Origin of the sequence: Isoptericola sp. NPDC056573 (assembly GCF_042793335.1) — a bacterium.
Classification (GTDB): domain Bacteria; phylum Actinomycetota; class Actinomycetes; order Actinomycetales; family Cellulomonadaceae; genus Isoptericola.
Window position 1 is genome coordinate 180,602 of record NZ_JBHTUY010000005.1, and the last position, 25,436, is coordinate 206,037.

The 25,436-nt window shown below is 73.7% G+C and carries 20 protein-coding genes and 3 tRNA genes; 1 reads left to right on the top strand and 22 read right to left on the bottom strand.

Annotated features, from left to right (window positions below; translation table 11 throughout):
• Window positions 1–29 precede the first annotated feature (29 nt).
• The 7 genes from ACFQ8E_RS10750 to ACFQ8E_RS10780 form a co-directional block, all read right to left on the bottom strand.
• Entirely contained in the window at window positions 30–2,237 is a 2,208-nt protein-coding gene (locus ACFQ8E_RS10750) for an N-acetylmuramoyl-L-alanine amidase (protein WP_430550542.1), read from the bottom strand.
• Window positions 2,238–2,390: 153 nt separating this feature from the next.
• Window positions 2,391–2,828, bottom strand: coding sequence for a MaoC family dehydratase (locus ACFQ8E_RS10755; RefSeq protein WP_430550543.1), 438 nt, complete (start codon window positions 2,826–2,828; stop codon window positions 2,391–2,393).
• Window positions 2,828–3,310 (bottom strand): MaoC family dehydratase N-terminal domain-containing protein, encoded by a 483-nt coding sequence (locus ACFQ8E_RS10760; RefSeq protein WP_430550544.1) that lies wholly within the window; start codon window positions 3,308–3,310, stop codon window positions 2,828–2,830. The genes ACFQ8E_RS10755 and ACFQ8E_RS10760 overlap by 1 nt, the downstream gene beginning before the upstream one ends.
• A 29-nt stretch (window positions 3,311–3,339) precedes the next feature.
• A complete protein-coding gene (gene rpmG, locus ACFQ8E_RS10765) occupies window positions 3,340–3,510 on the bottom strand; it encodes a 50S ribosomal protein L33 (RefSeq protein ID WP_079572326.1) in 171 nt (56 codons plus the stop codon).
• Window positions 3,511–3,600: 90 nt separating this feature from the next.
• Window positions 3,601–3,674, bottom strand: a tRNA-Met gene (locus ACFQ8E_RS10770).
• Window positions 3,675–3,739: 65 nt separating this feature from the next.
• Window positions 3,740–3,812 (bottom strand) — tRNA-Thr (locus tag ACFQ8E_RS10775).
• Window positions 3,813–3,954: 142 nt separating this feature from the next.
• Window positions 3,955–4,036: transfer RNA gene (locus ACFQ8E_RS10780), tRNA-Tyr, on the bottom strand.
• Window positions 4,037–4,161: 125 nt separating this feature from the next.
• Between ACFQ8E_RS10780 and rarD the strand changes: the two genes are divergently transcribed.
• Entirely contained in the window at window positions 4,162–5,097 is a 936-nt protein-coding gene (rarD, locus tag ACFQ8E_RS10785) for an EamA family transporter RarD (RefSeq protein ID WP_430550545.1), read from the top strand.
• Window positions 5,098–5,131: 34 nt separating this feature from the next.
• Here the strand turns inward: rarD and ACFQ8E_RS10790 are convergent, their stop codons facing one another.
• From ACFQ8E_RS10790 to ACFQ8E_RS10860, 15 genes are all read right to left on the bottom strand, one after another.
• Complete coding sequence (locus ACFQ8E_RS10790; RefSeq protein ID WP_430550546.1) at window positions 5,132–5,779, bottom strand: hypothetical protein; 648 nt, start codon at window positions 5,777–5,779, stop codon at window positions 5,132–5,134.
• Between the two features lie 22 nt (window positions 5,780–5,801).
• Complete coding sequence (locus ACFQ8E_RS10795; RefSeq protein WP_430550547.1) at window positions 5,802–6,575, bottom strand: hypothetical protein; 774 nt, start codon at window positions 6,573–6,575, stop codon at window positions 5,802–5,804.
• The gene (locus ACFQ8E_RS10800) at window positions 6,572–7,048 is read right to left on the bottom strand and encodes an LpqN/LpqT family lipoprotein (protein ID WP_430550548.1); all 477 of its coding nucleotides are present in this window, start codon (window positions 7,046–7,048) and stop codon (window positions 6,572–6,574) included. Before ACFQ8E_RS10800 ends, ACFQ8E_RS10795 begins: the two co-directional genes overlap by 4 nt.
• 32 nt (window positions 7,049–7,080) lie before the next feature.
• Window positions 7,081–8,331: a hypothetical protein gene (locus ACFQ8E_RS10805; RefSeq protein WP_430550549.1), complete on the bottom strand. Its 1,251-nt coding sequence runs from the start codon at window positions 8,329–8,331 to the stop codon at window positions 7,081–7,083.
• 138 nt (window positions 8,332–8,469) lie between these two features.
• A complete protein-coding gene (locus ACFQ8E_RS10810) occupies window positions 8,470–8,754 on the bottom strand; it encodes a WXG100 family type VII secretion target (RefSeq protein WP_430550550.1) in 285 nt (94 codons plus the stop codon).
• Window positions 8,755–9,053: 299 nt separating this feature from the next.
• A complete protein-coding gene (locus ACFQ8E_RS10815) occupies window positions 9,054–9,338 on the bottom strand; it encodes a WXG100 family type VII secretion target (protein WP_430550550.1) in 285 nt (94 codons plus the stop codon).
• Window positions 9,339–9,459: 121 nt separating this feature from the next.
• Complete coding sequence (locus ACFQ8E_RS10820) at window positions 9,460–13,941, bottom strand: FtsK/SpoIIIE domain-containing protein (RefSeq protein WP_430550551.1); 4,482 nt, start codon at window positions 13,939–13,941, stop codon at window positions 9,460–9,462.
• Window position 13,942: 1 nt separating this feature from the next.
• Window positions 13,943–14,638 (bottom strand): hypothetical protein, encoded by a 696-nt coding sequence (locus ACFQ8E_RS10825; RefSeq protein WP_430550552.1) that lies wholly within the window; start codon window positions 14,636–14,638, stop codon window positions 13,943–13,945.
• The gene (locus ACFQ8E_RS10830; protein WP_430550553.1) at window positions 14,638–16,341 is read right to left on the bottom strand and encodes a serine/threonine protein kinase; all 1,704 of its coding nucleotides are present in this window, start codon (window positions 16,339–16,341) and stop codon (window positions 14,638–14,640) included. The genes ACFQ8E_RS10825 and ACFQ8E_RS10830 overlap by 1 nt, the downstream gene beginning before the upstream one ends.
• A 7-nt stretch (window positions 16,342–16,348) precedes the next feature.
• The gene (locus ACFQ8E_RS10835) at window positions 16,349–18,160 is read right to left on the bottom strand and encodes an FHA domain-containing protein (RefSeq protein ID WP_430550554.1); all 1,812 of its coding nucleotides are present in this window, start codon (window positions 18,158–18,160) and stop codon (window positions 16,349–16,351) included.
• Window positions 18,157–19,020 carry a PP2C family protein-serine/threonine phosphatase gene (locus ACFQ8E_RS10840; protein ID WP_430550555.1) on the bottom strand — a complete coding sequence of 288 codons (864 nt, stop codon included), beginning with the start codon at window positions 19,018–19,020 and terminating at the stop codon, window positions 18,157–18,159. Before ACFQ8E_RS10840 ends, ACFQ8E_RS10835 begins: the two co-directional genes overlap by 4 nt.
• A complete protein-coding gene (locus ACFQ8E_RS10845; protein WP_430550556.1) occupies window positions 19,017–20,657 on the bottom strand; it encodes an RDD family protein in 1,641 nt (546 codons plus the stop codon). Before ACFQ8E_RS10845 ends, ACFQ8E_RS10840 begins: the two co-directional genes overlap by 4 nt.
• Window positions 20,654–23,149 carry a transglutaminase-like domain-containing protein gene (locus ACFQ8E_RS10850; protein WP_430550557.1) on the bottom strand — a complete coding sequence of 832 codons (2,496 nt, stop codon included), beginning with the start codon at window positions 23,147–23,149 and terminating at the stop codon, window positions 20,654–20,656. Before ACFQ8E_RS10850 ends, ACFQ8E_RS10845 begins: the two co-directional genes overlap by 4 nt.
• On the bottom strand, window positions 23,146–24,438 hold the full coding sequence (locus tag ACFQ8E_RS10855) for a DUF58 domain-containing protein (RefSeq protein ID WP_430550558.1): 1,293 nt from the start codon (window positions 24,436–24,438) through the stop codon (window positions 23,146–23,148). Before ACFQ8E_RS10855 ends, ACFQ8E_RS10850 begins: the two co-directional genes overlap by 4 nt.
• A complete protein-coding gene (locus tag ACFQ8E_RS10860) occupies window positions 24,435–25,406 on the bottom strand; it encodes an AAA family ATPase (RefSeq protein WP_430550559.1) in 972 nt (323 codons plus the stop codon). The genes ACFQ8E_RS10855 and ACFQ8E_RS10860 overlap by 4 nt, the downstream gene beginning before the upstream one ends.
• Between the last annotated feature and the right edge of the window lie 30 nt (window positions 25,407–25,436).

Consider the following 25,436-nt stretch of genomic DNA (forward strand, 5'->3'; position numbering starts at 1 on the left):
ACCTCGGCGAGGGCCGGGCTACCTCGGCGTCAGTGCGGACGGACCGGGCCGACGGCGTCGGACGTGAACGTCGCCGACGTGTAGCCGGGCGCCGACACGGTCACCTCGACCGAGATGTCCGCGCCGCGGTCACGACCGGTGAGGTGGTACCGCGTGCCGTCCGCGCCGCGCACGGGCTCGCCGTCGCGCAGCCACTGCACGTCGACGTCGGTGCCGTCCCCGGGCAGGTACTCCCCCGGGTCGACGGTGAGGACCTTGCCGATCTTCGCCCTGCCCTCGATGCTCGGCCCCTCGACGTCGGTGACGACGGGGTCGTGCAGGGTCACGTCGGCGGCCCGGGTGAACACCTGCCGGTGCGCGTACCAGAGCTGGTAGTAGGCGTCCTCGCCGCGCACGTCCGTGCGGTCGTCGGGCACGGAGCCGTCGAACGAGGTGGCGTAGTAGTAGTCGGTCGAGACCGAGTCGTCGGACACCACGTAGCTCTGCTCGGCCCCGATGGTGTACTCGATCGGCGTGACCGCCTGCTCGGCGATGCCCGGGTAGGGCTGGTACGCCTCGCCCTCCGGGTACGCCCGGCCGTAGATGGCCGCGGTCTCGTCCCCGCTCACGGTCACCGTCTGCCCGGTGCTCGGCACGACCACGGGGCGGTCCGCCGGGTTGTGGATCCAGGCCAGCGACCCGGCCCACCACACGCCCAGCCACTGGTCCCGCACCTGCGCGACGACGAGCTTGTGGCCCGAGGTGACGCGCGCGCTGATGTCGCTGGCGTAGGTCGTGCCGTCCGCGCCGCCCGGCTTCCAGCCGGGGTCACGGGCGTAGGGGGCGTCGAGCGACGGCTCCTGGTACGCCACCGCAAAGTTGGTGCCGGCGCCCGCGACGCAGTCGCCGGACCCCGGCGACGCCTGCTCGCACCCCGTGACCGGGTTGGCGTTGTCGTCGTAGCCGGCGACCACCTCGACGACGTCGCCGGGCGCGACGTCCGTCGTCGTGTCCAGCCCGCCGCCGATCGGTGCACCGAGCAGCTCGAAGTAGTGCTCCCAGTCCCAGTACGGGCCCGGGTCCCAGTGCACGCTCTTCGTGTAGCCGGGCAGGATGCCGGGGATCTGGTCGTGCCCGATGACGTGCGCGCGGTCGAGCGGGACGTCGTACTTCTCGCCCAGGTACCGCACGAGCTGCGCGGACGACTGGTAGAGCGCCTCCGTGAACCAGCCCGACGTGCCGGCCCAGCCCTCGTGCTCCAGGCCGATCGAGTGCATGTTCATGTACCAGTTGCCGGCGTGCCAGCCCACGTCGGAGGGCTCGAGGTGGTTCGCCACGTGCCCGTCGGACGAGCGCAGCGTGTAGTTCCACGCCAGGTAGTTCGGGTCCTGGACCATGTTCAGGGTCCCGTCGTACCCGCCCTCGGTGTCGTGGACGACGATGTAGTCGATCGACGGGCCGCCCTCGCCCGTGCGGTCGGCCTGGTCGTGGTTGCCGTAGTTGCCCGTGTCGTCGGGCAGGTCGGCGCTGCCCTTCGCGTACGGCGCCGGGATCCAGTCGCAGCCCAGGTCGGGCGGGCAGTCGGCGGCCGGGTCGCTCGCCGCGGCCGCGGACGCCTCGGGCAGGACGGCGTCCGGACGGGCGGCGAGGGTGACCAGACCGCCGTCGTCGGTCGTGCGGCTCTCGCCCTTCCGCAGGGTCGAGTACACCCGCGCGGCGAACGACGGCGAGCCGCCCAGCCGCGCGACGGCCGTTCCCCAGGACGCGAGGTCGCCCGCGCCCTCGCCCGCGTCCTCCTGGTAGGAGGCGAGGAGCGCGGCGGCGCCGCAGGTGTTCGCGGCGGCGTCGGACCTCAGCTCGGCGACGGGCAGCCCGGTCAGGGCGGCGGCGCGGTCGAGCTCGCTCACGGCGGTGCGGGGCGTGGCGTCCTTGCCGGCCCCGTCGGGCGCCTCGGGCGCGTGGTCGAGCAGGTTGAACAGGCCGTAGCCGCCGTCGATGCTGGGGGTGCCGGCGTGCTGGTCCCAGCGGGACTCCATGTAGGAGACGGCCTTGAGCAGGTCGGCGGGGACCCCGGTGGCGTCGCTCGCCGCGGCGAACGCGGACTCCCGGTCCGGCGCGGCGACGACGGCGTCGCAGGTCACGTCGGACGTGGGGGCGGTGGACGGCCCCGCCCCCGCGGCGACCGCGGGGATCGTGACCAGGGGCAGGAGGAGGCCGGCGGCTGCCAGCCCGGTGGTGCGTCGTCGTACGGATCTCACGGGGAGTGCTCCTCTCGAGGACGGAGTGCGCTCGGGGCGCACCTCGTCATCGAACCGTGAAATCCCGTTTCATGGGAAGTGATAGACGTAAAAAATCTCGTCGCGCGAGATCGCGACGAGATCCGGCCACGCCCGGGGGACGGACGGCGGGAATCAGGAGAGGCGGACGGTGGCCTGCGAGCGGCCGAGCACCTTGGCGCCCTCGTGGGTCACCGTGAGGTCGACCCGCACCGTCCCGGCGTCGGCGTCGATCGCGCCGACGGCGGCGGAGACCTCGACGACGGCGCCACCGTCGCGCGGCACCGGGACCGGCTTCGTGAAGCGGGTCTGGTAGGCGACGACGGCGCCCGGGTCCCCCGCCCAGTCGGCGACGACGCCGACGACGGAACCCATCGTGAGCATGCCGTGGGCGATGACGTCGGGCAGCCCGACGCCGGTGGCGAAGGACTCGTCCCAGTGGATCGGGTTGAAGTCGCCGCTGGCCCCGGCGTAGCGCACGAGGCGGGCGCGGTCGAGCTCGACCGTGCCGGTGGCGACGACGTCGCCGACGGCGAGGTCCGCGAGCACGGGGCGGGGCTGCTCGTGTGCCATCAGGAGTCCTCCCCGCGGATCACCAGGCTCGAGCTGACGGTCGCGACGGGCTCGCGGGCGCGGTCGTCGGCCGCGCCGTCCGCGGCCGCGAAGATCTCGCAGCGCGTGGTCACCATCGCGATGCCCGCCCGCTCGGTCACCGAGTCCACGTGGAGCACGGTGACCAGCTCGTCGCCCGCGACGATCGGCCGGTGGTGCGTGAACCTCTCGTCCGCGTGCACGACGCGCGAGAAGTCGATCCCGGCGGCCGGGTCCTGGACGTACTGCGCCTCGGCCCGTTGCGCGACGACGACGGCGAACGTGGGGGGCGCGACCAGGTCCGGATAGCCGAGACCCCGCGCTGCCACGAGGTCGTGGTGCGCGGGGTGGGCGGCACCGACGGCGGAGGCGAACTCACGGAGCTTCTCGCGCCCTACCGAGTAGGGGGCGGTGGCCGGGTACTCGCGGCCAGCGAAGCCTCGATCGGGAAGCGTGTTCGCCACGTCGGTGCGGTGATCCGTCGAGAGCTGCGTCAGCGGGTCTCGCGGTGCGACGTGTGCTTGCCGCAGCGCGGGCAGAACTTCGCCAGCTCGAGACGGTCGGGGTCGTTACGACGGTTCTTCTTCGTGATGTAGTTCCGCTCCTTGCAGTCCACGCAGGCCAGCGTGATCTTCGGGCGGACGTCCGCGCTCTTGGCAGCCATGGTGTGTCACCTCTCGCGCCCCCGGAAGGCGCCACGTGAATCAAGGAACAGGCCGGTCCGACGCCGGCCGTCGAACCGTGATGGTGTCGGTAGCGAGGGCGGGGCTCGAACCCGCGACCTCACGATTATGAGTCGTGCGCTCTGACCAGCTGAGCTACCCCGCCGCGCGTGACGGAACGCAGGACCATTCGTCCTCGAACAAGGACGACGGTCCCGCGTCACATCACAGAGCCCCGAAAGGGAATCGAACCCTTGACCTTCTCCTTACCATGGAGACGCTCTGCCGACTGAGCTATCGGGGCAGCGGAGAAGACTCTACACGGCTCTCGGCACCTGATGAAATCCGCGGGATGCCCGCTCGATCACATCGTGCACCGGGGCCGTGCAGGCCCCTCCAGACGTCGGACGAGGCGCCTCCCGAGGGTGGCGCCCCGTCCGTCGCGGTGGCAGGTGAGGGATTCGAACCCCCGAAGGCTGAGCCGTCTGATTTACAGTCAGATCCCTTTGGCCGCTCGGGCAACCTGCCGTGCGGGCTCGCGGACGAGCTCGCGGGTAGAACCATAACGCCCCGGAGGGCCCCGGCGGAAATCGTCCCGCCGTGGCCCCCGTCACGACCGCACGCGGGGTACGCCGGGGCCCTACATTGAGGCGGTGACGTCCCCCTCCTCCCCCGACCGCTGGGGGCTGCCGCTCGGCCTCTCGGCGTTCGTCCTGTGGGGCGCGATGCCCCTCTTCTTCCCGCTGCTCGAGCCCGCCGGCCCGGTCGAGATCATCGCCCACCGCGTGGTGTGGAGCCTCGTGTTCTGCGTGGTGCTCCTGCTCGTCACGCGCACGTTCGGGTCGTTCCTCGCCGTCCTGCGCAACGGGCGCGTCATGGGCGCGCTCGCCGTCGCGTCCGTCCTGATCATCGCGAACTGGACCACGTACGTGTACGCGGTGCTCTCCGGCCACGTGCTGGACGCCGCCCTCGGGTACTTCATCAACCCGCTGCTGACCGTGCTCCTCGGCGTGCTCGTGCTGCGCGAGCGCCTGCGCGTGGCGCAGTGGGTCGCGCTCGGGTTCGGAGCCGCGGCCGTCGTGGTGATCTCCACGGGCGTGGGCGGCCTGCCGTGGATCGCCCTCGTCCTCGCGGGCGCCTTCGGGCTCTACTCCCTGGTGAAGAACCGGGTGGGGCGCGACGTCGGCGCGCTGCCCGGCCTGGCCGCGGAGACGGCCGTGGCCACCCCGTTCGCCCTGGCATACCTCGTGGTGCTCGGCGTCACCGGCGTCGGCACGTTCACGACCGAGGGCATGGGGCACGCGCTCCTGCTCGCCGCCTGCGGCGTCATCACCGGGCTGCCCCTGCTGCTCTTCTCGGCCGCCGCGCGCCGGCTGCCGCTGTCCGTCGTCGGGATGCTGCAGTACCTGACCCCGGTGCTCCAGTTCCTGCTGGGCCTGCTGGTCTTCGGGGAGCACATGCCGCCCACCCGCTGGGCCGGGTTCGTGCTCGTGTGGGTGGCGCTCGTGATCCTCACGGCCGACGGCACCCGGCAGGCCCGCGCGTCGCGCCTCGCCACCCGGGACGCCGCAGGGGCGGTGCGACCCTGAGGTCGCACCGCCCCTGCGCGCGGTCGGGAGCCGGTCAGCCGGCGGCCTTGCCCTCCCAGTCGCCGTTGAGGTTGAGCGACTGGTCGAAACCGGTGACGAAGTCCTCGGTCATGATGTCCTGGGTGCCGGACAGCTGGACGAGCGACGGGATGCCGTTGCCGTCCACGAGCCCCCACACCACCGAGGTGTACGTCTCGCCGCCGGACGAGTAGGTGTACGACGTGTTCGCGCGCTCCGGCTCGTCGCGGAGCGTCGTCACGGGCGCGTAGTTCTCGTCCGTGACGCCCTTGCCCTCGACCTGGCTGACGTACCAGTCGACCGACTCCTGCGCGGTCATCGCGGAGCCGCCCGGCATGAAGCCGACACGACCGGCGACGCCGCCGGAGTCGTTCGCCTTCTGGTGCACGTAGGACCAGCCGTCCGCGTCGCCGACCTGCTGCCAGTCGGCCGGGACCCGCGCCGCGATGTGCTCGGCGTGGATGGTCGTGAGCTCGGCGGCGGCCGTCTCCTCGGGAGCCGACTCGGTCGGCTCCGCCGACTCCTCGGCAGGCTGCGACGCCTCGGCGTCGCCCCCCACGGGCTCGAGCTCGCCGGCCGAGAACGAGCACGCGGCCAGAGCCGGCGCCACGATCAGGGCCGCGAGCGCGAGGCGCGCGCGACGTCGGGTGCGGATCTGCTTCATAGGTGTCCTTCGATGGGTGTGGCTAGTTCTCGAACATGCGCGAGCCGGCCCAGTCGGCCCGGGGGCGCCACCCGTGGTTGCGCAGCACGGTGAAGACCGGCTTCTTCGCGTCGGCGGGGCGGATGATGGTCGCGCCCTCCCAGGAGGCTCGCGCGCCGCTGGCGTCCGCGACGACGATCTGGCCGTCGGCGCCCTCGCGGAACGAGGCCGACGTCTGGAACGCCGTCTTGCCCCGCTTCCAGTTCCAGTCGCCGCGGGCGTAGACGCCGCCGGGGCCGAAGCCCGCGTTGGTCGACGCCGTCCCGGAGTACTCGGTGAACTTGTACTGCGCCTTCGCCGGGTCGAGCGTCAGCTCCATGCGCCACGCGTACGCTACCCGCCCGCGGACGAAGAGCGTCTGCCAGCGGAGCTCCTCGGACTTCCACCGGACCTCGACCTCGACGTCGTCCCCCGACCGCGTCGCGTCGATGCGGTAGGGCAGGCCGTCGCTGTTCATCCCGACCAGGTCGGCCACGACACGGTCGACGGGCGACGCCGAGCCCGGCGCCACGACCGGGGCGTCCGGCACCTGGGCCTTCTCCCTGCCGGCCGCCACGGCGCGCGTGCCGCGCACCGCGGTCCAGACCCCTCGGGCGATGACGAGCAGCGCCGCCACCACGATCAGCACGATGCCCAGCACCGTGCTGCCGGACGCGAGCGCGAGGGCGCCGAAGGCCAGGAGGGCGATGCCGACGACGAGCACGACGACGCGGCTGACCACCGCGAAGCGCTGGGCCCCCCGGTCCTCGGCCGTCATCGGGCGACCAGCTCGACGCTGTCCTGGATGGCCCGGACGGTCTGCCAGACCTCGGTGGCCTGCGATCCCGCGCACGTCCCCGTGACCTCGACGACGTCCCGGACGCCGTCGTGCTCGATGACGGCGATGCGCAGGGCCTGGGCGACCGTGCCGGTCTCCTCCGTGGACCACGCGCCCTCGATCCGGGCCGCGGGGGCCCCGGCGAGCGTCGTGCGGATGCGGCCGACCTCCTCGTACCCGGGGGTCGCCTCCAGCCGCTCGACGGCCTGCTGGATGACCTCCTCGATCGTCTGGTCACCGCTGAGCCGCTGCATCACGACGACGACGTTGGGGCGGAACTCCCCGTCGGGCCGCTGCTGCACGATGGCGAGCTGTGCGGCCGGCACCGGGTGCGGCGCCCAGCCCTCCGGGCAGTCCATGGAGATCTCGGGGAAGCCCGGGAACGTCTCGCTCGGGTAGGTGACTGTGCTCATGTCCTCATCCAATCAGTCGCTGCCATGACGGGTCACCACCATCCACCGGTGATCCCGTCGACGAAGTCACCGCCGAGGTCACCGATCGCGTCGACCGTCTCCGACGGCGACCAGTCGAACGAGACGTCGAAGCCGGCGCCGACGCCGAGCGCGGCACCCAGCTCCAGGTCGACACCCACGCTGTCCCAGCCGACGTTGACGTCCGCGTTGGCGGTCACGCCGACACCCGCGTAGACCTCCGCGCCGGCCCCCACCTGCGCACCCGCGATGTTCACCGATCCGTCCACGCCCGCCTCGGCACCAGCGAAGGCGTCGACGCCGACGCTCGCACCGAGGCCGTGCGGACCCACGGAGACGCCACCGGTCGCCTCGGCCCGGGCGCCGACGAGCGCGTCGGCCGACCCCTCGGCCGTCAGGTGCTCCCCGACGCCGACCTGGCCGCTCGCGTTCGCGCTCACGCCGGCGCTGCCGCCGACGGAGCCCTCCGCGACGAGGCCGTTCTCCGAGATGCTCACCTCGCCGGACGCGTCGTACCCGGCACCGGCGGCCACGCCCGCCTCGCCCGAGCCGTGCACGCCGTCCTCGGAGCCGAACTCGCCCTCGGCGCCCGCCTCGTACCCGACGAAGCCGCCCGTCTCCCCCTCGAGGAGCGTCTCGCCGACGTTCCCCTTCTCCGAGCTGGTCAGGTTGCTGTTGTTGCCGGTGCCGTCACCCGTGCCGTCGCCGGTGCCGTCGCCCTCACCGGTACCGGTGCCGTTCTCGCCCGTCCGGATCTGGTTCTCGGCCTGGTACGAGGGACCGCGGTGCTCGCCGCCCTCGTAGCCGTCGGTCCAGTGGTGGTCCGGGTCGGTGGTGTCGGTCGGCGTCCGCGTCGGGTCGGCCCCGGGCGACGACAGCGGGTTCTCCCCGCCCTCCGCCTCCTCGTCGCCGACCCCGCCGCCACCGCCACCGCCGCCGCCACCGCCGGCGTTCCCGGTGCCGCTGCCCGTGGCCCCGCCGAAGCCCGAGTAGTCGTTCGACGTCGTGTCCTGCTCGTCCGCGTTCTCGCGCACCTTCGTCGCGACGTCGCGCAGCAGGTTCGCCGTGTCACGCAGGCGCACGACGTGCGTGTCGCCCCACTCCGAGCGGAACCCCTCCGCGTCGGGGCCGTCCCACCCCTCCGGACCGGGCATGGCCGTCTCGACCGCGGTGATGACGGCCTCCAGCGTGGTGCCACCCTCAGCGATCTTGTCCGCGAGCAGACGCAGCGCCTCGATATCGGCGCCGTACATCCCTTCGCCCACAGCTCCTCCTCAACACCCCGCCGGACGTCCGTCCGGGATCCGCACCACTCGACCGACCCAGCGTTCGAGGGGTGCGGCACCTCTCTGCCGTGTGCCGCACCCCTCGTTCGTCCCCGCAGCGGGGACCCCCACCCGAACTCAGTACGAGTTCGAGGTGTCCTCCTGCTGCGACGCGTTGTTGTCCGCCGTCGAGGCGTACCCGTCAAGCGCCGACGCGATCTCGTTCAGCTTCGCCGAGTGCGTCCCGTCCCACTCCTCCTGGAACTGCACCGCGTCCGGACCGTTCCACTCCGTCTGACCCATCTGCGACGTGATCGTGGAGACCGTCGTCCGCACCTGCTCCGCCTGCTCCCGCAGGACGTTCGCCAGGCTCCGGACCGCCTCGACGTCAAGACCGAAGACGTTGCCACCCTCTGCGACCATGTGCTGCTCCTTCATTCATGGCTGCCCCCGACGGACAACCTCTTCACGTTTCGACGCCGCTCACTCAACCAGAGCCCGGGGCATCCGGGAATGGGGAGCGCTACCCATCCGGTTCGATACCACCGCCCAGGGAGCGGTCAGGGAACGGCGCCGTTCCCCGGCGGACCCGAGCACGACGAGTGCGCCACCGGGGCTCCGTCCCGGCCCTGCCGCCGCCCCCACCGACCGCGAGGGGTGCGGCGCCACGCCCGTGGTCCGCACCCCTCGTTCGTCCCCGCAGCGGGGACCCCCACCCGAACTCAGTACGAGTTCGAGGTGTCCTCCTGCTGCGACGCGTTGTTGTCCGCCGTCGAGGCGTACCCGTCAAGCGCCGACGCGATCTCGTTCAGCTTCGCCGAGTGCGTCCCGTCCCACTCCTCCTGGAACTGCACCGCGTCCGGACCGTTCCACTCCGTCTGACCCATCTGCGACGTGATCGTGGAGACCGTCGTCCGCACCTGCTCCGCCTGCTCCCGCAGGACGTTCGCCAGGCTCCGGACCGCCTCGACGTCAAGACCGAAGACGTTGCCACCCTCTGCGACCATGTGCTGCTCCTTCATTCATGGCTGCCCCCGACGGACAACCTCTTCACGTTTCGACGCCGCTCACTCAACCAGAGCCCGCGACGTCGGGGAATGGGGAGACCTCCCCATCTCCCTGCTCCCGTCAGCCCGGCAGGGCCACGTGGATCTTGACGGCGCGCCCCGCGGTGACGAGGAACCCTCGGCCGGGCGGGAAGTCCTTGCGCCGCATGCGCCCGAGCGGCGTGTTCATCAGGGTGTCGCCGTCCGTGTCGCCGGGCGTCAGCAGGATGCCGTTGCGCCCCGACTTGAACGGGCCGGCCAGCGTGAACGCCTTCGACCAGGTGGACGACTCCGACTCGCCGACGACGAAGTGCTCCTTGCGCACCGCGAGCTTCACGAACGCCTCGAGCGGCTTCTCCGCGGGGGTGCCCGTGAGCTCGGTGTAGTTCTCGATCATCACGGCGAGCCCGCCCGGCGCGACGCTCTCGGCGTTGAGCACCTCCGTGAGCTCCTTGACGAGCTCGACGACGTCCTCCGGGTTGGCCGCCTGCTGGTCCCACAGGTCCAGGGCGCCCAGGCTCGTGCGCCGTGACGACAGGTACACCAGGCGGGTGCCGCCCCGGCGCCGCAGCGCCGTCGCGAGCGTGACGAACGCCGTCGTGCGCCCCGACCCCGGCGGGCCCGCCAGCATGAACGGTGAGCGCAGCGGCAGCCCGACCGGCAAGAGGTCGAGGTCGCGCAGGCCGATCGTCGCCAGCTCGCCGGTGCGCACCGGCAGGCTGTCGAGCGTGAAGTTGTCGGGCAGCCGCGCCACGCCGGGCGCCTGTACCGCACCCATGCGACGCATGGTCTGCTCGAGCTTGGCCAGCTCGCGCGACTGCACGGCGCCGTTCGGGTCGCCGCCGAGCACCGCGATCTGCGCCTCCTGGCCGTGCATGATCGCGCGGCCCGGCGCCGACGCGGGGGTCAGCACGTCCTTCGGGACGTTGAGCATCATGTAGTCGTCCTCGCGCGCCATCCGGTGCACGATCCGCTTCTGCACCGTGGAGGCGAGCGCCGGCGGCACCGCCACGGCCCGGTCGCCCGACATCACCAGGTGGATGCCCACGGGGCGGCCGTCGGTGGCCAGCTGGGAGAACGCGCCATAGACGGAGAACCCCCGGCCCGCGAAGATCTCGTAGCTGTCCCGGAACGACTGGATGCCGTCGACCAGCACGATGATGCGGGGCTCGTCCGGGCGGTTCGCGATGCGCCGGTACTCGTCGATCGTGCTCGCCCGCACCTCCGCGTACCGCGCGGAGCGCTCGTCGAGCATCTCGGTGAGCCGCCGCATGAGGCGCGACACCCGCTCCTCGTCGTCGCCGGAGATCACCGCGCCGACGTGCGGCAGGCTCTCCAGCATCGACAGGCCGCCGGAGCCGCAGTCGATGCCGTACACCTGGACCGGGCCGCCGCGGGCCGTGAGGCCTGCGGTCACCGCGATCGTGCGCAGCGTGGTGCTCTTGCCGGTACCGCCCGTGCCGTACACGGCGAGGTTGCCGTCGACGTCCGGCTCGTAGTGCACCGTCGGCTGGGCCTGCCCGTGCGGGTCGTCGCGCACGCCGAGCAGCAGGCGCGAGTCCGTGCGCGGGTTGGGCAGCAGGGCCAGGTCGTAGGTGGCGGCCAGCTCCTCCAGCCACGGCTTGCGGGGTGCGGGCACCCCCGCGCTGGTCGCCGCGTGGCGGATCGTCGCCACCATGCGCGCGATGTCGTTCGGCCCCGGGTCGCCGTCGTCGTCGGACCGGGCGACCGTCGGCATCTCCCAGCGCCGGCCCGTGCCGAAGTCCATCTCCTCGACGTCGATCTGGGACGGCTCCGGCTCGTCCTTCGTCCACCCGCCGGCGTAGCCGGTCTGGAAGGTCGTGAGACGGCCGGGACCGGTCTTCGCCGCGCCGCGGCCGGGGATCGTCGGCGGGAAGTGCGCCGCCATCGTGTCGCCGAGCACGTCCTTGGAGTCCGACTCGTCGGCCATCCGCAGGGCGATGCGCAGGTTCGTGTTGGCGCGCAGGTTGTCCTTGATGACGCCCGCGGGCCGCTGCGTCGCGAGGATGAGGTGCAGGCCGAGGGACCGGCCACGCTGGGCGACGTCGACGACGCCGTCCACGAACTCCGGGACCTCGCCGACCAGCGCCGCGAACTCGTCCACCACGATGATGAGGCTCGGCGGCGCCTCCGGGTCGCCCGTGCGCTCCAGGGACGCGAGGTCCTTGGCCTTCTTCCGGTTCAGCAGGTGCTCGCGGTAGTGCAGCTCCGCGCGCAGCGACGACAGCGCGCGCCGCACCAGGTGCGGCGACAGGTCGGTGACCAGGCCCACCGTGTGCGGCAGGTGCACGCAGTCCGCGAACGCGGCGCCGCCCTTGTAGTCCACGAACAGGAACGTGACGCGGTCCGGGCTGTGCGCCGCGGCCATGCCCAGCACCCACGACTGGAGGAACTCGGACTTGCCCGCACCGGTGGTGCCGCCCACCAGCGCGTGCGGGCCCTGGGTGCGCAGGTCCAGGTAGAACTGCTCGACGCCGTTGTGCCCGATGAGGGCGCGCAGGTTGGTCGGCGTCTTGCGGCGCACCGGCGGCGAGCCGTCGCGCGGCGTGAGCGAGAGGTTCTCCCGCCACCGCTCGACCACGCCGGCCGCGTCGGAGCCGAGGTCCGTGCCCGCGAGCGCCAGGTACGACACGGAGCGGGGCAGGTCGGACTCGTCGTCCACGGGCGCGCCGACGTCGACCACCGGGGACAGGATGCGGGCCACCTCGGCCGCCGTGGCCAGGTCCGCCGCCTCGCAGCGCACCGGGAACGCGAGGCGGCCGTAGTGCACCTCGCCCGTCATGCCGGAGCCGGCGCCCTCCTGGGCGTCGAGGAGCACGAACGTCCGGCACGCGGCGGGGAGCTGCTCCACAGTGGGGGCCACCCACACGACGTGCACGTTCGCCTTGGGGCCGCGCTCCGCGAGCCGCACGAGCCGCGACCGCTCGAGCGGCGTGTCGTCCTCGACGAGCACCACCACGGCCGGGAGCACCGGCTTGGGCGCGGCCTCGCCGCGGTCCTTCTCGGGATCCCGCTCCGTCTCCAGCGGCGGCGGCCCGTCCAGGCTGATCCCGCGGGCCTCGATGAGCTCCTCCAGGCGGGTCAGCAGGGCGAGGCCGCGGCCCGGGTCTGCGGCCAGGTGGTCCGAGGTCCCCAGCGGGCTGTGCGGCGAGCCGGTGTGCGGCACCCACTGGAGCCACTCCCAGTCCTCGCGCGAGCGGTGCGACGTCAGGGCCGTGAGCACGACCTCCGACGGCGAGTGCAGCGCCACCATCTGCAGCAGCGCGGCGCGCGCCACGGACTCGACCATGCCGGCGGGCCCCGCCAGGCCGACGTTGCCGCCGTAGCGCAGCGCGGCGACGGCGGGCACGTCGTCGATCACCGAGCAGCGCGACTGCAGCTCGAGCACCTTCTCCCAGTGCTCCGGGATCGCCTCGTTCTCCCGCGGCTCGGCGAACTCGGTGCGCGACGGCGCCGCCCCGATGCCGAGGCGCAGGGTGAGGAAGCCGCGGTGCTCGGGCCGGTGGGTCCACATGAGCCCGCCGAGGCGGCGCACCGCGTCGAGCGACTCCGCGAGGGACGGGACCTCGGCCAGGCGCACCGCCCGCTCGACGGCGTGCGTCCGGGCGATCCGCTCCTGCGTGGCGGTGACGGCCTCCTCGAACAGCTCCGACGCCCGCTCGAAGTCCTTCTTCCGCGCGATCCGCCGGTCGTAGTAGACGCCCAGCATGATCAGCGGGCTCATGAACATGAACACGAGCATCCGCGGGTTGTTGAAGAACGCGAACATCACCAGGCCCATGAGGGCGGGCGCCATCATGGGGATCCACGGCAGCCGGCCCGGAGGCACGGGCTTCGGGGGCTTGGGCGCCGTGATCTTGCGCTCGCCGAACCGCGCGACGACGCGGGGCGAGCGGTTGAACTCCACCACGGGGCTGGTGGGCGGGAGGCTCGTGGAACGGTGCAGGGACACCACCGACACGACGCTCTGGCCCACGGTCACGGTGTCGGACGACGTGAGGACGGAGCGGGTCATCCGCTTGCCGCCCATCTCCAGCCCGTTCGCGGAGTCGAGGTCGTGGATCTCGAGCTGCTCCCCCACGATGATCCGCGCGTGCCGCTTGGAGACCTGGGCGTCCTGCAGCCGGATGTCCATCCCCCGGTCGCGGCCGAGGTAGGAGGTGCCGACGGGCAGGTGGAACTCGCGCCCGGCGTCCGGGCCCTCGAGCACGCGCAGGACGGCGACGGCCGCCCCACGGTCCTGCCCGCTGTGCACGAACTGGTCGGAGAGCCGCACGATCGACACCCCGGACCCCGACCGGAGCCCGGCCTGCACCAGGTCGCTCGTCGGGGTGAGCACCCTGCCGGCGGTCACGGTGTGCTGCGCCGTGCCGTCGCCGACGACCTGGAGCGTCAGGTTCTCCGGGGCGGCCGCGCCGCGGCGGCCGGGGTCGCCGGAGAACAGCGCCTCCGCGACGTCACGGACGGTGGCGGTGGCGTCCGCCGTGACCGCCACGTCGACGGCCGAGTCGTCCGACCGGTGCAGGGTGAGCTTGATGCGCACGTCAGGCGTCGTCCTTCTGGTCGAGGAGGTGGAGGTCGTCGGCGGTGACGAGGCGGGAGGTGACGGCGTGCTCGACGAGGCGCGCCCGGCGGTTGGTCGCCGCGCCGCCCGGGCCGCCCCGCAGCCCCTTCACCCCGATCCGGTCGAGCTTGTCGCAGACGTTGTCGAGCTTGCGGTTGAAGCGCGTGGTGGCCCAGCCGAGCCGCCGCGCGGCGTCGACGCTGGACGGGATCTCGCTGAGGCCCGTGCCCTCGCGCCGGAGCATGGGCTCCGCGAGCGCGACGATGAGCTGGCGCTGGCTCACGGTGAACTGCACCGCCCCGATCGTCGTGTCGCCGCTGCCCGGGTCCTCCGGGTGCACCTCGTAGTACGGCGCGTCGCTGAGCGTCACGGTGAGCTCGTAGGTGGTGGGGCCGGCGGTGAAGACGATCGCCGTGTGCGGCAGCACGATCGGCAGGCGGTGCCCGGGCGGCAGCCACGACTGCACGCCGCCCCGGACGTCGCTCACGGTGGCGGCGATGTTCGAGCCCGCGTTGGTGAGCCACCAGATGTCGTCGTCGCAGGTGACGCGGAGGAAGCGGCGGTGCAGGTACAGGTTGTCGTCGATCGCCAGGTCGCCCTCGCGACCGATGTCGAACGGCACCTCGGGCGAGGGCCGGAACCACTCGCCGCAGAACTCGATCGCCAGCTCGCCCATCAGCCCGTCGCCCCCTCGCTCGCGTCCGCACCGGCCGCGACGCAGGTCTGCTCCGTCTGCGACAGGCTGCTGCCGTCCCGGATCACCACGACCTGCACGCACACGTCCTTGCCGGGATCCGCCGGGACGCTGGCCGACGTCTCGTCCGTCGTCGTGTACTGCGACTCCGAGGTGAGCGAGAGCTGCTTCCACCCGAAGGAGTCGCCCTCCTCCGCCTCGCGCGGGGGCTCCCAGGTCACGAGGACCTCGTCGCCCTCGACCACGGCCTGCAGGTCCTGCACCGGCGGCACGTAGCCGCCGAGCGGGTCGGCGGGCGCCGCGGCCTGCGTCTGGCCGGGGTCGGCCACGGTGGGCTCGGTCCCGGCGTCGCGGTTCAGCCACCAGATCAGACCGCCGACACCGAGGACGAGGACCGACCCGACGGCGACCAGCAGCCACGCCCACCGCGACGCGGCGGGCGCCTCGGCCCCGGAATCGTCGTCCGTTTCGGGCGCGGCCGGGCGCTCCGTGCGGAACACCGTCTCGTCCACCGACGCGTCGGACGGCTCGCCCGCCGCGTCGACGGTCGGCACCCGCCCCGGGGCGGGGGTCGCCGTGGCCGGGGCCGCCCACCCGGACTCCGTGCCCGACGAGAAGCCCGACGAGAAGCCCGACGAGAAGCCCGACGAGGTGCCCGGGGAGGCCGTCGGGTACGGCGGCGCCTGGACCGGCGCATAGGGCACGGCGGCCACCGCCGGGCCCGGCGGCGCGCTGCGCTGCTCCGGGTCGATCGCCCGGACCCGGTTCATCCGGGTGCCCTCGGCCTCGTCCTCGTCCTCGAGCACCGACCCGGCCTCGTCGAGGAGGTCGATCGGGGTCATGTCGCGCGCCAGCTCGACCTGCACCTGCTGCACGGCGCGCGCGAACGCGAGCGCCGTCGGGTACCGCGACCCCGGCCGCTTCGCCATCGCGATGCGCAGCACCCGTTCGAGCGACTCGGGGACGTCGCCGCGCCCGATCTCGGCCAGGGAGGTGGTCGCGATGCGGCCCATGAGGTCGGCCGACGAGTTGGACCCGCCCGGCACCTCGAACGGCGTCCGCCCCGCGAGCAGGGTGTAGCAGGTGGCGCCCAGGGCCCACACGTCCGTCGCGATGCCGCTGACGGGCGGGTCGCCGAACGACTCGGGCGGCGACCAGGGGATGGACATGCCCTCCGCGACCGACGCCGAGTCCACGGTGGACGAGATGCCGAAGTCGGTGAGCGCCGGGTGCCCGAACTGGGTGACCAGGATGTTCGCCGGCTTGATGTCACGGTGCAGGATGCCGAGGCGGTGCGCCGTCTCGACCGCTCCCGCGATCTGGATCGTCGTGCGCATCGCCTCCGGCACCGACATGCGCTCCGAGCGGTAGCGCGCGCCGAGGTTCGGGCGCGAGCAGTACTCGAGCGCGAGGTAGGGGCGCCCGTCGGGGGCGACCCCCGCCTCGTACATCGTGACGATCGACGGGTGGTTCCCCAGCGTCGCCATGAGGTCGGCCTCGGCGTCGAACGCCGCGCGCTGGGTGTCGTTCGACCACTCCTTGAGCAGCACCTTCACCGCCACCTGGCGGCGCGGCCGGTGCTGCTCGTAGAGGAAGACGTCGGAGAAGCCGCCGGTGCCGATGACCTTGCGATACGTGTAGCCCGGGATCTCCGGCGGCGCGGAGGGTGCCCGCTTGCTGCTCATCCGCCAGTCACCAGATCCCTTCGAACGCGAGGGTGATGCCGTCCCCGAGCTCCAGCACGTCGCCGTCCACCACGATCTCCTTCTGGTTCGGGTGCAGGCGCCGGGGCTTCTGTCCCGGGCGGAGCAGCACGGTGCCGTTCGTGGTGGCAAGGTCCTCCACCAGCACGTGCCACTCCTCGAGCGTCACCTGGACGTGCGAGCGGGAGATGTCCTTCTGCGGGCTCGGGACCGTGACCATCCGCGGCATCCGGTCCGCCGACGTCGTGCTGGACCGGGGGCGGCGTCCGACGACGACGTCGCGGTCGAGCTCCACCACCTGGTCCTCCCCCGCGGGGGCCCCGTCGACCGCCCCGATCCGGACGCGGCCCAGCGGCGGGCGCGGCGAGAGCGCCGGGTCGCCGTCCAGCGGGACGCCGCAGGTGCGGCACTGCTGACGGGTCGGCGGGTTGGGGTGCCCCTGCGGGCACTCCAGCGCCAGGACGTCCCGGGCCCCGGGGGCCGCGGGCGCCCCGAACTGCGGCAGCGCGGCGCCCGCGGCCTCGCGCAGCGCGGCCAGGTCCGAGGTCATGATCGTGTTGCCGTCGTGGTCGTCGACGGGCCCGGACGGTGCGGGTGGTCCGCTCGGGGGCTCCGCGGAGACGGAGGCGGCACGGGAGGCGGCCGCCGGGGTCCCCGGGGCGCCGGGGCCGAACGGGATCGACGCGATCAGCCCGCCGTCCGACGCCGCCGGGGGCGCGGGAGGGGCGGGGGGCGCGGACGCCTCCGGTGCGGGGCCCGGTGCGGGGTCCGGTGCGGGAGCCTCGGGGCCCGCCGCGGGCCCGGACGACGCGTCCGGCGCGGCGTCGTCCTCGCCCTCCTCGTCGCCGGCGAGACGCACCGCCGCGTCCTCGACGCTGCGGAACACGGTGTCGCCGAACAGGTGGTCGTAGTCGTCCCCGTCGCCGCCGAGCACGGTGTCCGAGCTCGGCTCGCCCTGCTCCTGCCGCTCGGGCGCGGGGGTCTCGTCGTCGTCCGGCGTGCCGTCGGCGATCGCGGGCCCGTCCGGGGCGGCGGCGTCCGGCACGTCGCCGGTGGCCGCCACACCCTCGCCGGGCGCCGAGATCGTCGCGATCGGCAGGGGGTCACCGTCGGCGCCCCCGATCAGCGTCTCCTGCGAGGGGACCGCGACGACCGCGGGCAGCACCGGAGCGCGCAGCTTCGACTGGCCCGGCAGCGGCCAGGCGTCCGGGTCGGAACCCCCGAGGCCGCCGAGCGGCTCGGCCGGGGCGGGTACGGCGTGCCCCGCCGCAGGCGCGGCCGGGGCGGACCCGGCGGGTTCCGCCGCGGGTGCCGCCGCGGGTGCCGCGGTCGCGACGTCGCCGCCGTCCAGCGCCCGGCGCAGGAGCGCCGCGCGGACCACTCCGCCCTGCAACGGCCAGACCGGGCCGTCCCCGGCAGGGCCGGGGTCCAGGGCCAGCTCGACCGAGGCCACCTCCGCCACCACGCGCTCGGCCCACATCAGCACGCCGGCGCCGGACACCTCCACGTCGCCGCCCGCCGCCCGCACCCGCACCGCGGCGGACGTCCCGCGCACGGCGACGCGCGCCTCGCGCGCCCGGGCGTCGAGCGTCACCACCGCGAAGGGCGGCACCGCCGTCAGGCTCCCCGCGACGTCCGTCAGCGCCCCGACCACGGACACGACACCGCCCTGCTCCGGCGCCTCGAGCGCCTCCCAGAGCCGCGAGACGACCTCCGGCTCCACGGGCTCCGGCAGCAGCAGCACGGTGTCCCCCCGTACCAGCGCCTGCGCCCTGCCCTCGACGTATCCCACCGTCATCATGCGTCGACCTCCTGCCCCCCGGTCATCGAGGCCCGGCCCCACGCGCCCTCGGGCGTCGGGATCGTGTCCTCGTCGTCCAGCACCTGCCCGCCCCGCGGGCTGGTCGCGGTCTCGTCGTCGTCCACCGCATGGGTGACGTCGACCACCACGACCGTGATGTTGTCGCGGCCTCCGGCCGCGACCGCCTCCTCCACGAGCCGGCTCGCCGCCCGCTGCGGGTCCGGGTGCTCGAGCAGCACCCGGGCGATCCGCTCATCGGTGAGCTCGACGGTCAGCCCGTCGGAGCACACCAGCACCCGGTCGCCCGCGGCGACCGGGACGTACCGGAAGTCGGGCATCGGCGTGGAGTCCGCGCCGAGCGCCCGCGTCACGACGTTCCGGCGCGGGTGCAACCGCGCCTCCTGCGCCGTGAGCATCCCCGCGTCCACCAGCTCCTGGACCTCGGAGTGGTCCACGCTGACCTGGTCCAGCACGCCGCTCGACATCAGGTACGTGCGCGAGTCGCCCACGTTCACGAACAGCCAGTAGGGGACGTCGTCCTGCTCGGAGACCAGCGCGCCGGTGAGCGTCGTGCCGGCGCCCCGCCCCGAGGGGCCGGTGTCGATCGCCCGCACCCGCGACTGCGCCAGGGCGACCAGCTCGGCCACCCGGTCGGCGTCCACCCTCGGCTCGTCCTGCAGCGGGCTCAGGGTGTCGAGCGCGACGGCGCTGGCGACCTCGCCCGCGTCGTGACCGCCCATCCCGTCCGCCACCAGGAAGACGCCGGCCCCGGCCAGGTACCCGTCCTCGTTGACCTTGCGCCGGCGCCCCACGTGCGACGAGCTGCCCCAGGACAGGACGAGCGCGTCGTCGTCGGTCATGCGTGCGCCCCCGGGTGGACGACGATGCGACGGTCGCCCACGTGGATCGTGGCCCCCATGGGCACGCGGACGCGTGCGCCGGGCTCGGCCACCCGCGGCGGCAGACCGGCGACGGAGATGACGGTCCCGTTCGTGGACCCGCGGTCGTTGATCCACAGGCCCGCGGAGTCCACGTCCAGGTCGGCGTGGTTCTTCGACACCGACCGCGTCGGGTCGTCGATCCGCACGAGCGTGACGGTCTCGCCCGCCGACGCCTCCGGGTTGCGGCCGACCCGGGCCGGCCCGTCGACGGTGTGCCGGTCGCCCGACTCGAGCTCGAGCACCACGCCCACGACGGGCGCCGGGCGCAGCTCCTGGCGCTGCGCCCGCGACTGCATGCGCGTGTCGAAGCTCGTGTGCTCCGACACCTCGGGCGTGACGTCCGGGGCGGGCTGCTGGGTCTGGGGCTGCTGGGTCTGGGGCTGCTGGGTCTGGGGCTGCTGGGTCTGGGGCTGCTGGGTCTGGGGCTGCTGGGTCTGGGGCTGCTGCTGGAGCTGCTGCGGGTCCGGCATCGCCGGCTGCGCGGCCGACGCCGCCGGCTGCCGGGCCGCGGACCCCGGCACCCCGGTGATGAGCCCGCCCGCACCGGCGGCGGGGCCGGCGAGCGCCTGGAAGGCCGGCGTCGCGTACGGGTCCGGCACGCCCGCCGGCGGGCCGGCAGGAGCCTGGTGCGTCGGCTGGTGCGTCGGCTGGTGCGCCGGCTGCGGCGCGGGCTGCTGCGTCGGAACCGGCGGCGCGGCCACCGCCCCCAGCAGGACGGCGGACGGCGCCGACGGCGGGGCCGCGAGGCCCGCCACCGGGCCGCCGGAGGCCGGGGCGAAGCTGGCGGTGCGCGGCGCCGCGGCACGCTGCATGGCGCGAGCGTCCACGACGACGGCCTTCCCGGCCTTGTCGTGCCAGCCCTGGCGGCGGCCGCCGCCGTCCCACAGCGGGCTGAGCTGCACGAGGATCGTGCCGAAGAACGGCACCAGCCCGCAGGCGGCGACGACCAGGTAGCGCAGGAACGCGCGGCCCACCCCGATCGGCATGCCGCCGTCGACGCCCTGCGTGCGGATACCCATGACCAGGTTGCCGAGCGTCTTGCCGGTCAGGCCCTCCCAGATCAGCATGGCGAGCCAGTACAGGCCCGCCGCCGCGGAGGCGAGGCCCGCCACGGTGAGGATCTGGGTGACGAGCCCCGCGAACCGCGGGTCGGTGGACGTGATGACGCCCGACGGCAGGTCGATCGTCGAGAACCCGATGCCGTAGACGATCCCGAAGAGCACCCCCGCCACGACGCCGTCGAGCAGGAACGCCACGATGCGCCGGCCCACGTGCGCGTACACGGGTACGGCCTCGGGCTCGGGCGTCGAGGACCCGAGGTACGCGGGCACCTGCGTGGCCGTCATCATCTCGGGCTCGGTGGTGCCCGTGTGCACGAGGGACGCGGGGCCACCCGGGCCGGCGACGCCGGCCGCGGCGTCGAACGCGCCCCGCGGAGGACCCGCGGGCGGCCCGACCGGCCTGCCCGTGCGTGGGAACTCGCGCCCGCACACGGCGCAGAACGGCGCCCCCGCCCGCTGGGTGGACCCGCAGCCGGGGCACTGCACGTCACTCATCGCTTCTCCTTGCTCCTGGAGCCGTCCCTGGAGACGATCCTCGAACCGACCCCGGAGACCTTGGCGCCGACGTCCCGCGCGAACCGGCCGAGCGCCCGCCCCGGCCGCCACGTCGCGCGAGCACGCAGCGACCGCAGGGACAGGGCCCCGAAGAGCCGGCGGCGCCGATCGACACCGGACCGCACCCCCGCGACGAGCTCGTCCACCTCGCGCCAGAAGTCGTCCGCCTCCGTGGCACTGGGCTCGCCCTCCCCGAAGACGCCTGCGTCCGCACGGTGGGCGAGAGCGAGCGTACCGGGCGCCCGGTACTGCTCGGCGATCAGGTACGCGCCCTCCCGGCGGGTGGCCGACGGGGGGACGGTGCTGCCCAGGTCCGTGGCGACGTCCACGACCTCGTGCCAGCCGCCGCTGATCCGGGCGGCAGCGTCGTCGGCCGTGCGCCGTCGGGCCCGACGACGCGCCTTGTACGCGAGGATCGCGACGATCGGGCCGCCGATCAGCAGCAGCGGGATCCCGACGATCAGCACGACCAGGCCCACGAGGCGCCAGTCGAAGGCCTCGTTCTCGGCCTCCTCCTCGTCGTCCTCGACCGTGCCCGCCTCGACGCGCTCGGGCTCCTCCGGCGGCTCCGGCTCCTGGAGCACCGGCGGCTTGGGCACCTGCTCCGACTTGGGCTCCGGCTGGATCTGCGGCTTCTGCTCCGGCACGGCCTCGATCGCCGCCCACCCGTACTCCGAGGTCGGCACCTCGACCCAGGCGTGCACGTCGCTGCCCAGCACGGTCCACGGCTCGCCGGCCGTGTAGTTGCTGTCCTTGCCGGGGTAGAAGCCCATGACGACGCGCGCCGGGATGCCGGCCTGCCGTGCCATGAGGGCGAGCGCGACGGCGAACTGCTCGTCGTCGCCCACCATCTTCTCCTGCTGCACCAGCGTGTCGACCCGCTCCGCGGAGTGGCCGGGGCGCGACGGGTACTGGCCCTCGAGCCCGCTCGACAGGACGCCCGACGCCGCGAGGGCGTCACGGATGAGGAACAGCTTCGTGGCCGGGTCCGTCTCCTCCCCCGCGAACTGCACCGCCTTCGCGGGCAGGCCCGGCGGCAGGGCCGACTGGTCGGTCTCGGGCAGGTCGGCGCCCACGATCGTCGCCTTCTTGAGCGCGTCCTCCGACGGCTCCTCGGTGACGATCGTGTCCAGGCTGTACGTGTCGCCGGGGCGCACGCCCGCGGTCGTGAGCACCGTGCCCGTGGTCGAGTTGTAGTACGAGCCCGCGTCCTGGGCGCGCGCGTTCGCGTCCGTCCACGTGAGGCCCGTGAGCGCACCGAACTGCGGCACCCACACGCCGTCGTACCCCGTCACGGTCACGTCGACGCGCTGCGGGGTGCCCTCCTGGGCGGTGGCGATGGTCGTGCCGACGCGGCTGTACACGCCGGTGTCGCCGCCGGTCCCGGAGGCGTCGAAGACCACCCCGTCGTAGCGGTCGAGCGCGGCCAGGCGCACGCGGCCGTCCTCGGGCAGGTCGCTCACCGTGAACAGCTCGTCCTCCCGCTGCTCCTTCACGATGTGGCGGAAGCCGACGAGCGGGCTCGCGTACTGGTGCAGGTCGAGCGGCGGCACGATCGTCTCGCGCAGCACCGACCGCGGCTGGGACGGCATGATCGCCGGCGCCACGAAGGCGGCCGTCACGGCCGCGACGCCGAGGATGGCGGCGCCCGTGCGCACCCGGTACCAGCGCAGGCGGCGGGTGGCCTCCTCGCTCTGCTCCGTGCTGATCGAGTGGGTCCCGACCCGCGCCTCCATCGCGCGGACCCCGCCCCACAGCAGGCCGACGAGGGCGATCGTGATGCCCTGGGCCACCGGCAGCGCCGCGTCGAGCGTGCCGAGCAGGATGACGCCCACGAACCCGACGAGCACCGGGACCATCGCCCACACCGCGTGCCGGGCGCGCCAGGCGATCGTCCCCGCGACGAGCGCCACGAGCAGCATCAGCAGGTAGGGCACGACCGCGAGCTCTGGGAACGAGCTCATGGGCGGCACCGTGGTGATGAACTGCTTCCAGCCCTCGACCGCGCCGATCAGGAGGTCCTGGAGGGTCTGCAGGCTCGGCAGCACGCCGCCGATCGCGTCCTGCGGCAGCGCGAGGGCCGCGCCGAACAGCAGGTACGCGACCACCGCGACCGCCAGCACGAGCACCGCCGGGAACCGGCGCCAGGCACCGAGCCAGGCGACCGCCAGACCGAGGACGGCACCCCCGGCGGCGGGCAGCACGTAGCCCGCCGAGCCCCAGACCGGCCCGAAGCCGACGGCGACGGCCGCGAGCAGCACCACGAGCGCCGCCAGGTCGACCAGGGCGAGCGGCGACGTCGCGCGCGGACGCGACGCCTCCTTGCGGCGCGTCGTGCCGCGGCCGAGCCCGGTGCCGGTGCGCAGCGAGTCGTCGCCCGCGCCCTGCCCCGACCAGGCCCGGCGCCCGCCGCGTGTGGTCTCGTCGTTCATGTCTCGCTCATCTTCTTCAGCGCGATCGGCAGGTCGCCCAGCCGCCCGAGGGTCAGGACGCCGACCTCCGCGATGTTGTGCCGCGACAGGTTCGCCCCCGGCACGCACTGGATCGCCATGACGTTCACGCCCACGGGCAGGCGCGCGGACGCGGACCGCAGCTCGGTCGGGGTCACCCGGCTGCCGAGCACGAACGCGATCACGGACGCGTCGGCGGCGGTGCTCCCCGCGGCGCGGGCCAGGTCGACGAGCGCACGACGCGACGGCTCGAGCTCCACGCGCGACAGGTCGTCGAGCAGCCGGGTGTGGTGGTCGCCGCGCAGGCTGCCGGACTGCACGAGCACGGTGACCCCGCGGTCCTCCTTGATGGCCTGCAGGCCGAGGGAGGCGCACACCGACACCGCGAGCTCGAACTCGTCGTCGTTCGCGTAGTCCTCGACGCGGGTGGAGAGCAGCACCGCGAGGTGCGAGCGCCGCGTCTCCTCGAACTGGCGCACCATGAGCGTGCCGGTGCGGGCCGTCGTCTTCCAGTGGATGTGCCGCAGGTCGTCGCCCGCCACGTACTCGCGCAGGGCGTGGAACGACACGTCGGAGTCGGTGATGTCGGTCGTGACGCGCCCCTCGAGGTCGCGCAGGTAGCCCGTCGACGACCCCGCCAGGTTCTTCACCTGCGGGTGCACGAACAGCTCCTGCTCGTCCGTCCACGTCACCTCGCGGCGCAGCAGCCCGATCGGGTCGGCGCGCACCGACTTCACCGGGCCGACGGTGATGACGCCGCGGCGCCGGGTCGGGATGCGGAAGATCTCCTCGTGCGAGCCGCCGCCGCGCAGCCGCGGCACCGGGAACGCGGCGGTGCCGCGGCCGACGGGCAGCTCCATCACGGACGGCAGGATCGGCCGCACCGCGGAGTTGCGGACGTCGAGGCGCCCCACCGCCGGGTCCCCCACCGTCACGCGCGACTGCGTGAGCGTGAGCGAGACCTCGTACCGCAGGCGCCCCAGGACGAAGCCGATGGCCGCCACGAGGGTCACCGTGAGCAGGACGGCGCCCACGAGCACCTCGAGCCAGCCCAGGGCGAGCCCGGCCACCCATGCGCCCACGCACACGACCAGCACGGCCACGCCGAACGTCGAGAACGCCTGCGTCACGGGGGCGCACGCCCGCACGAGCGCCGCCCAGCGTGCGCCGACGGCCCCGGACGCGCGCACCCACCAGCGCCCGAGCCGGTTCCCGGTGGTGTCCCGTGCGGCCGCGGGGGCCGGGGACACCGGGGTCGATGTCGAGGTCATACCGCGGCGCGCTCCTGCGGCGCGGCGACGTCGGCGAGGATGCGCGCGAGGACGACCTCCGCCCGGGCGCCGGTGAACTCGGCCTCCGGATCCAGGACGAAGCGGTGGGCCCAGACGGGCTGCGCGAGCTGCTTGACGTCGTCCGGCAGCACGTAGTTGCGGCCGTGCGCGGCCGCCCACACCTTGCAGCACCGCACCAGGGCGAGCGCGCCACGGACGGACACGCCGATCCGGGCCTCGGGCGCGTTGCGGGTCTCCTCCGCCAGGCGGCTCACGTACTCGAGCACCGCGGAATCGGTGTGCACCGTCGCGCCGAGCGTCGCCATCTCCGTGACCGCCTGCGTGGTGATGATCGGCTGGAGCGCCTGGCTGCGGTCGCGCACCGACGCGCCGGACAGGATCTCCACCGTGGACGCGTGGTCCGGGTAGCCCACCGACGTCTTCATGAGGAAGCGGTCGAGCTGCGCCTCGGGCAGGCGGTACGTGCCGGCCTGCTCGATCGGGTTCTGCGTGGCGATGACCATGAACGGGCGGCCCACGTCGTGGGTGGTGCCGTCCACGGTGACGCGCCCCTCCTCCATGACCTCCAGCAGCGCCGACTGCGTCTTCGGCGAGGCACGGTTGATCTCGTCGGCCAGCACGATGGACGCGAAGATCGGACCCGGGCGGAAGTCGAACTCGTGCGTGCGCTGGTCGTAGATCGTCACGCCGGTGACGTCGGACGGCAGCAGGTCCGGGGTGAACTGGATGCGGTTGTGGGAGCCCTGCACGGACGCCGCGATCGCGCGCGCCATCGCCGTCTTGCCGGTGCCGGGGGCGTCCTCCAGCAGGAGGTGCCCCTCGGCCAGCATGCAGGTCAGCGCGAGGCGCACCACGGGCGCCTTGCCCAGGACCGCCTGCCCCACGTTGCCGACGAGGCGCTCGAACGTCTGGGCGAACCAGGCGGCCTGCTCGGGGGTCATCGTCATCTCGGTGTTCCTTCGTGCTCGTTGTCTCGG

Bases quoted from the DNA above. Each gene is read 5' to 3' on its own strand.
- ACFQ8E_RS10810 (WP_430550550.1), bottom strand. From the start codon at position 8,754: ATGGTCGCAGAGGGTGGCAACGTCTTCGGTCTTGACGTCGAGGCGGTC.
- ACFQ8E_RS10835 (WP_430550554.1), bottom strand. From the start codon at position 18,160: ATGATGACGGTGGGATACGTCGAGGGCAGGGCGCAGGCGCTGGTACGG.
- ACFQ8E_RS10825 (WP_430550552.1), bottom strand. From the start codon at position 14,638: ATGGGCGAGCTGGCGATCGAGTTCTGCGGCGAGTGGTTCCGGCCCTCG.
- ACFQ8E_RS10845 (WP_430550556.1), bottom strand. From the start codon at position 20,657: ATGAGTGACGTGCAGTGCCCCGGCTGCGGGTCCACCCAGCGGGCGGGG.
- ACFQ8E_RS10830 (WP_430550553.1), bottom strand. From the start codon at position 16,341: ATGAGCAGCAAGCGGGCACCCTCCGCGCCGCCGGAGATCCCGGGCTAC.
- rpmG (WP_079572326.1), bottom strand. From the start codon at position 3,510: ATGGCTGCCAAGAGCGCGGACGTCCGCCCGAAGATCACGCTGGCCTGC.
- ACFQ8E_RS10755 (WP_430550543.1), bottom strand. From the start codon at position 2,828: ATGGCACACGAGCAGCCCCGCCCCGTGCTCGCGGACCTCGCCGTCGGC.
- ACFQ8E_RS10855 (WP_430550558.1), bottom strand. From the start codon at position 24,438: ATGACCTCGACATCGACCCCGGTGTCCCCGGCCCCCGCGGCCGCACGG.
- ACFQ8E_RS10800 (WP_430550548.1), bottom strand. From the start codon at position 7,048: ATGAGCACAGTCACCTACCCGAGCGAGACGTTCCCGGGCTTCCCCGAG.
- ACFQ8E_RS10795 (WP_430550547.1), bottom strand. From the start codon at position 6,575: ATGACGGCCGAGGACCGGGGGGCCCAGCGCTTCGCGGTGGTCAGCCGC.
- ACFQ8E_RS10850 (WP_430550557.1), bottom strand. From the start codon at position 23,149: ATGAACGACGAGACCACACGCGGCGGGCGCCGGGCCTGGTCGGGGCAG.
- ACFQ8E_RS10790 (WP_430550546.1), bottom strand. From the start codon at position 5,779: ATGAAGCAGATCCGCACCCGACGTCGCGCGCGCCTCGCGCTCGCGGCC.
- ACFQ8E_RS10840 (WP_430550555.1), bottom strand. From the start codon at position 19,020: ATGACCGACGACGACGCGCTCGTCCTGTCCTGGGGCAGCTCGTCGCAC.
- ACFQ8E_RS10860 (WP_430550559.1), bottom strand. From the start codon at position 25,406: ATGACGATGACCCCCGAGCAGGCCGCCTGGTTCGCCCAGACGTTCGAG.
- ACFQ8E_RS10815 (WP_430550550.1), bottom strand. From the start codon at position 9,338: ATGGTCGCAGAGGGTGGCAACGTCTTCGGTCTTGACGTCGAGGCGGTC.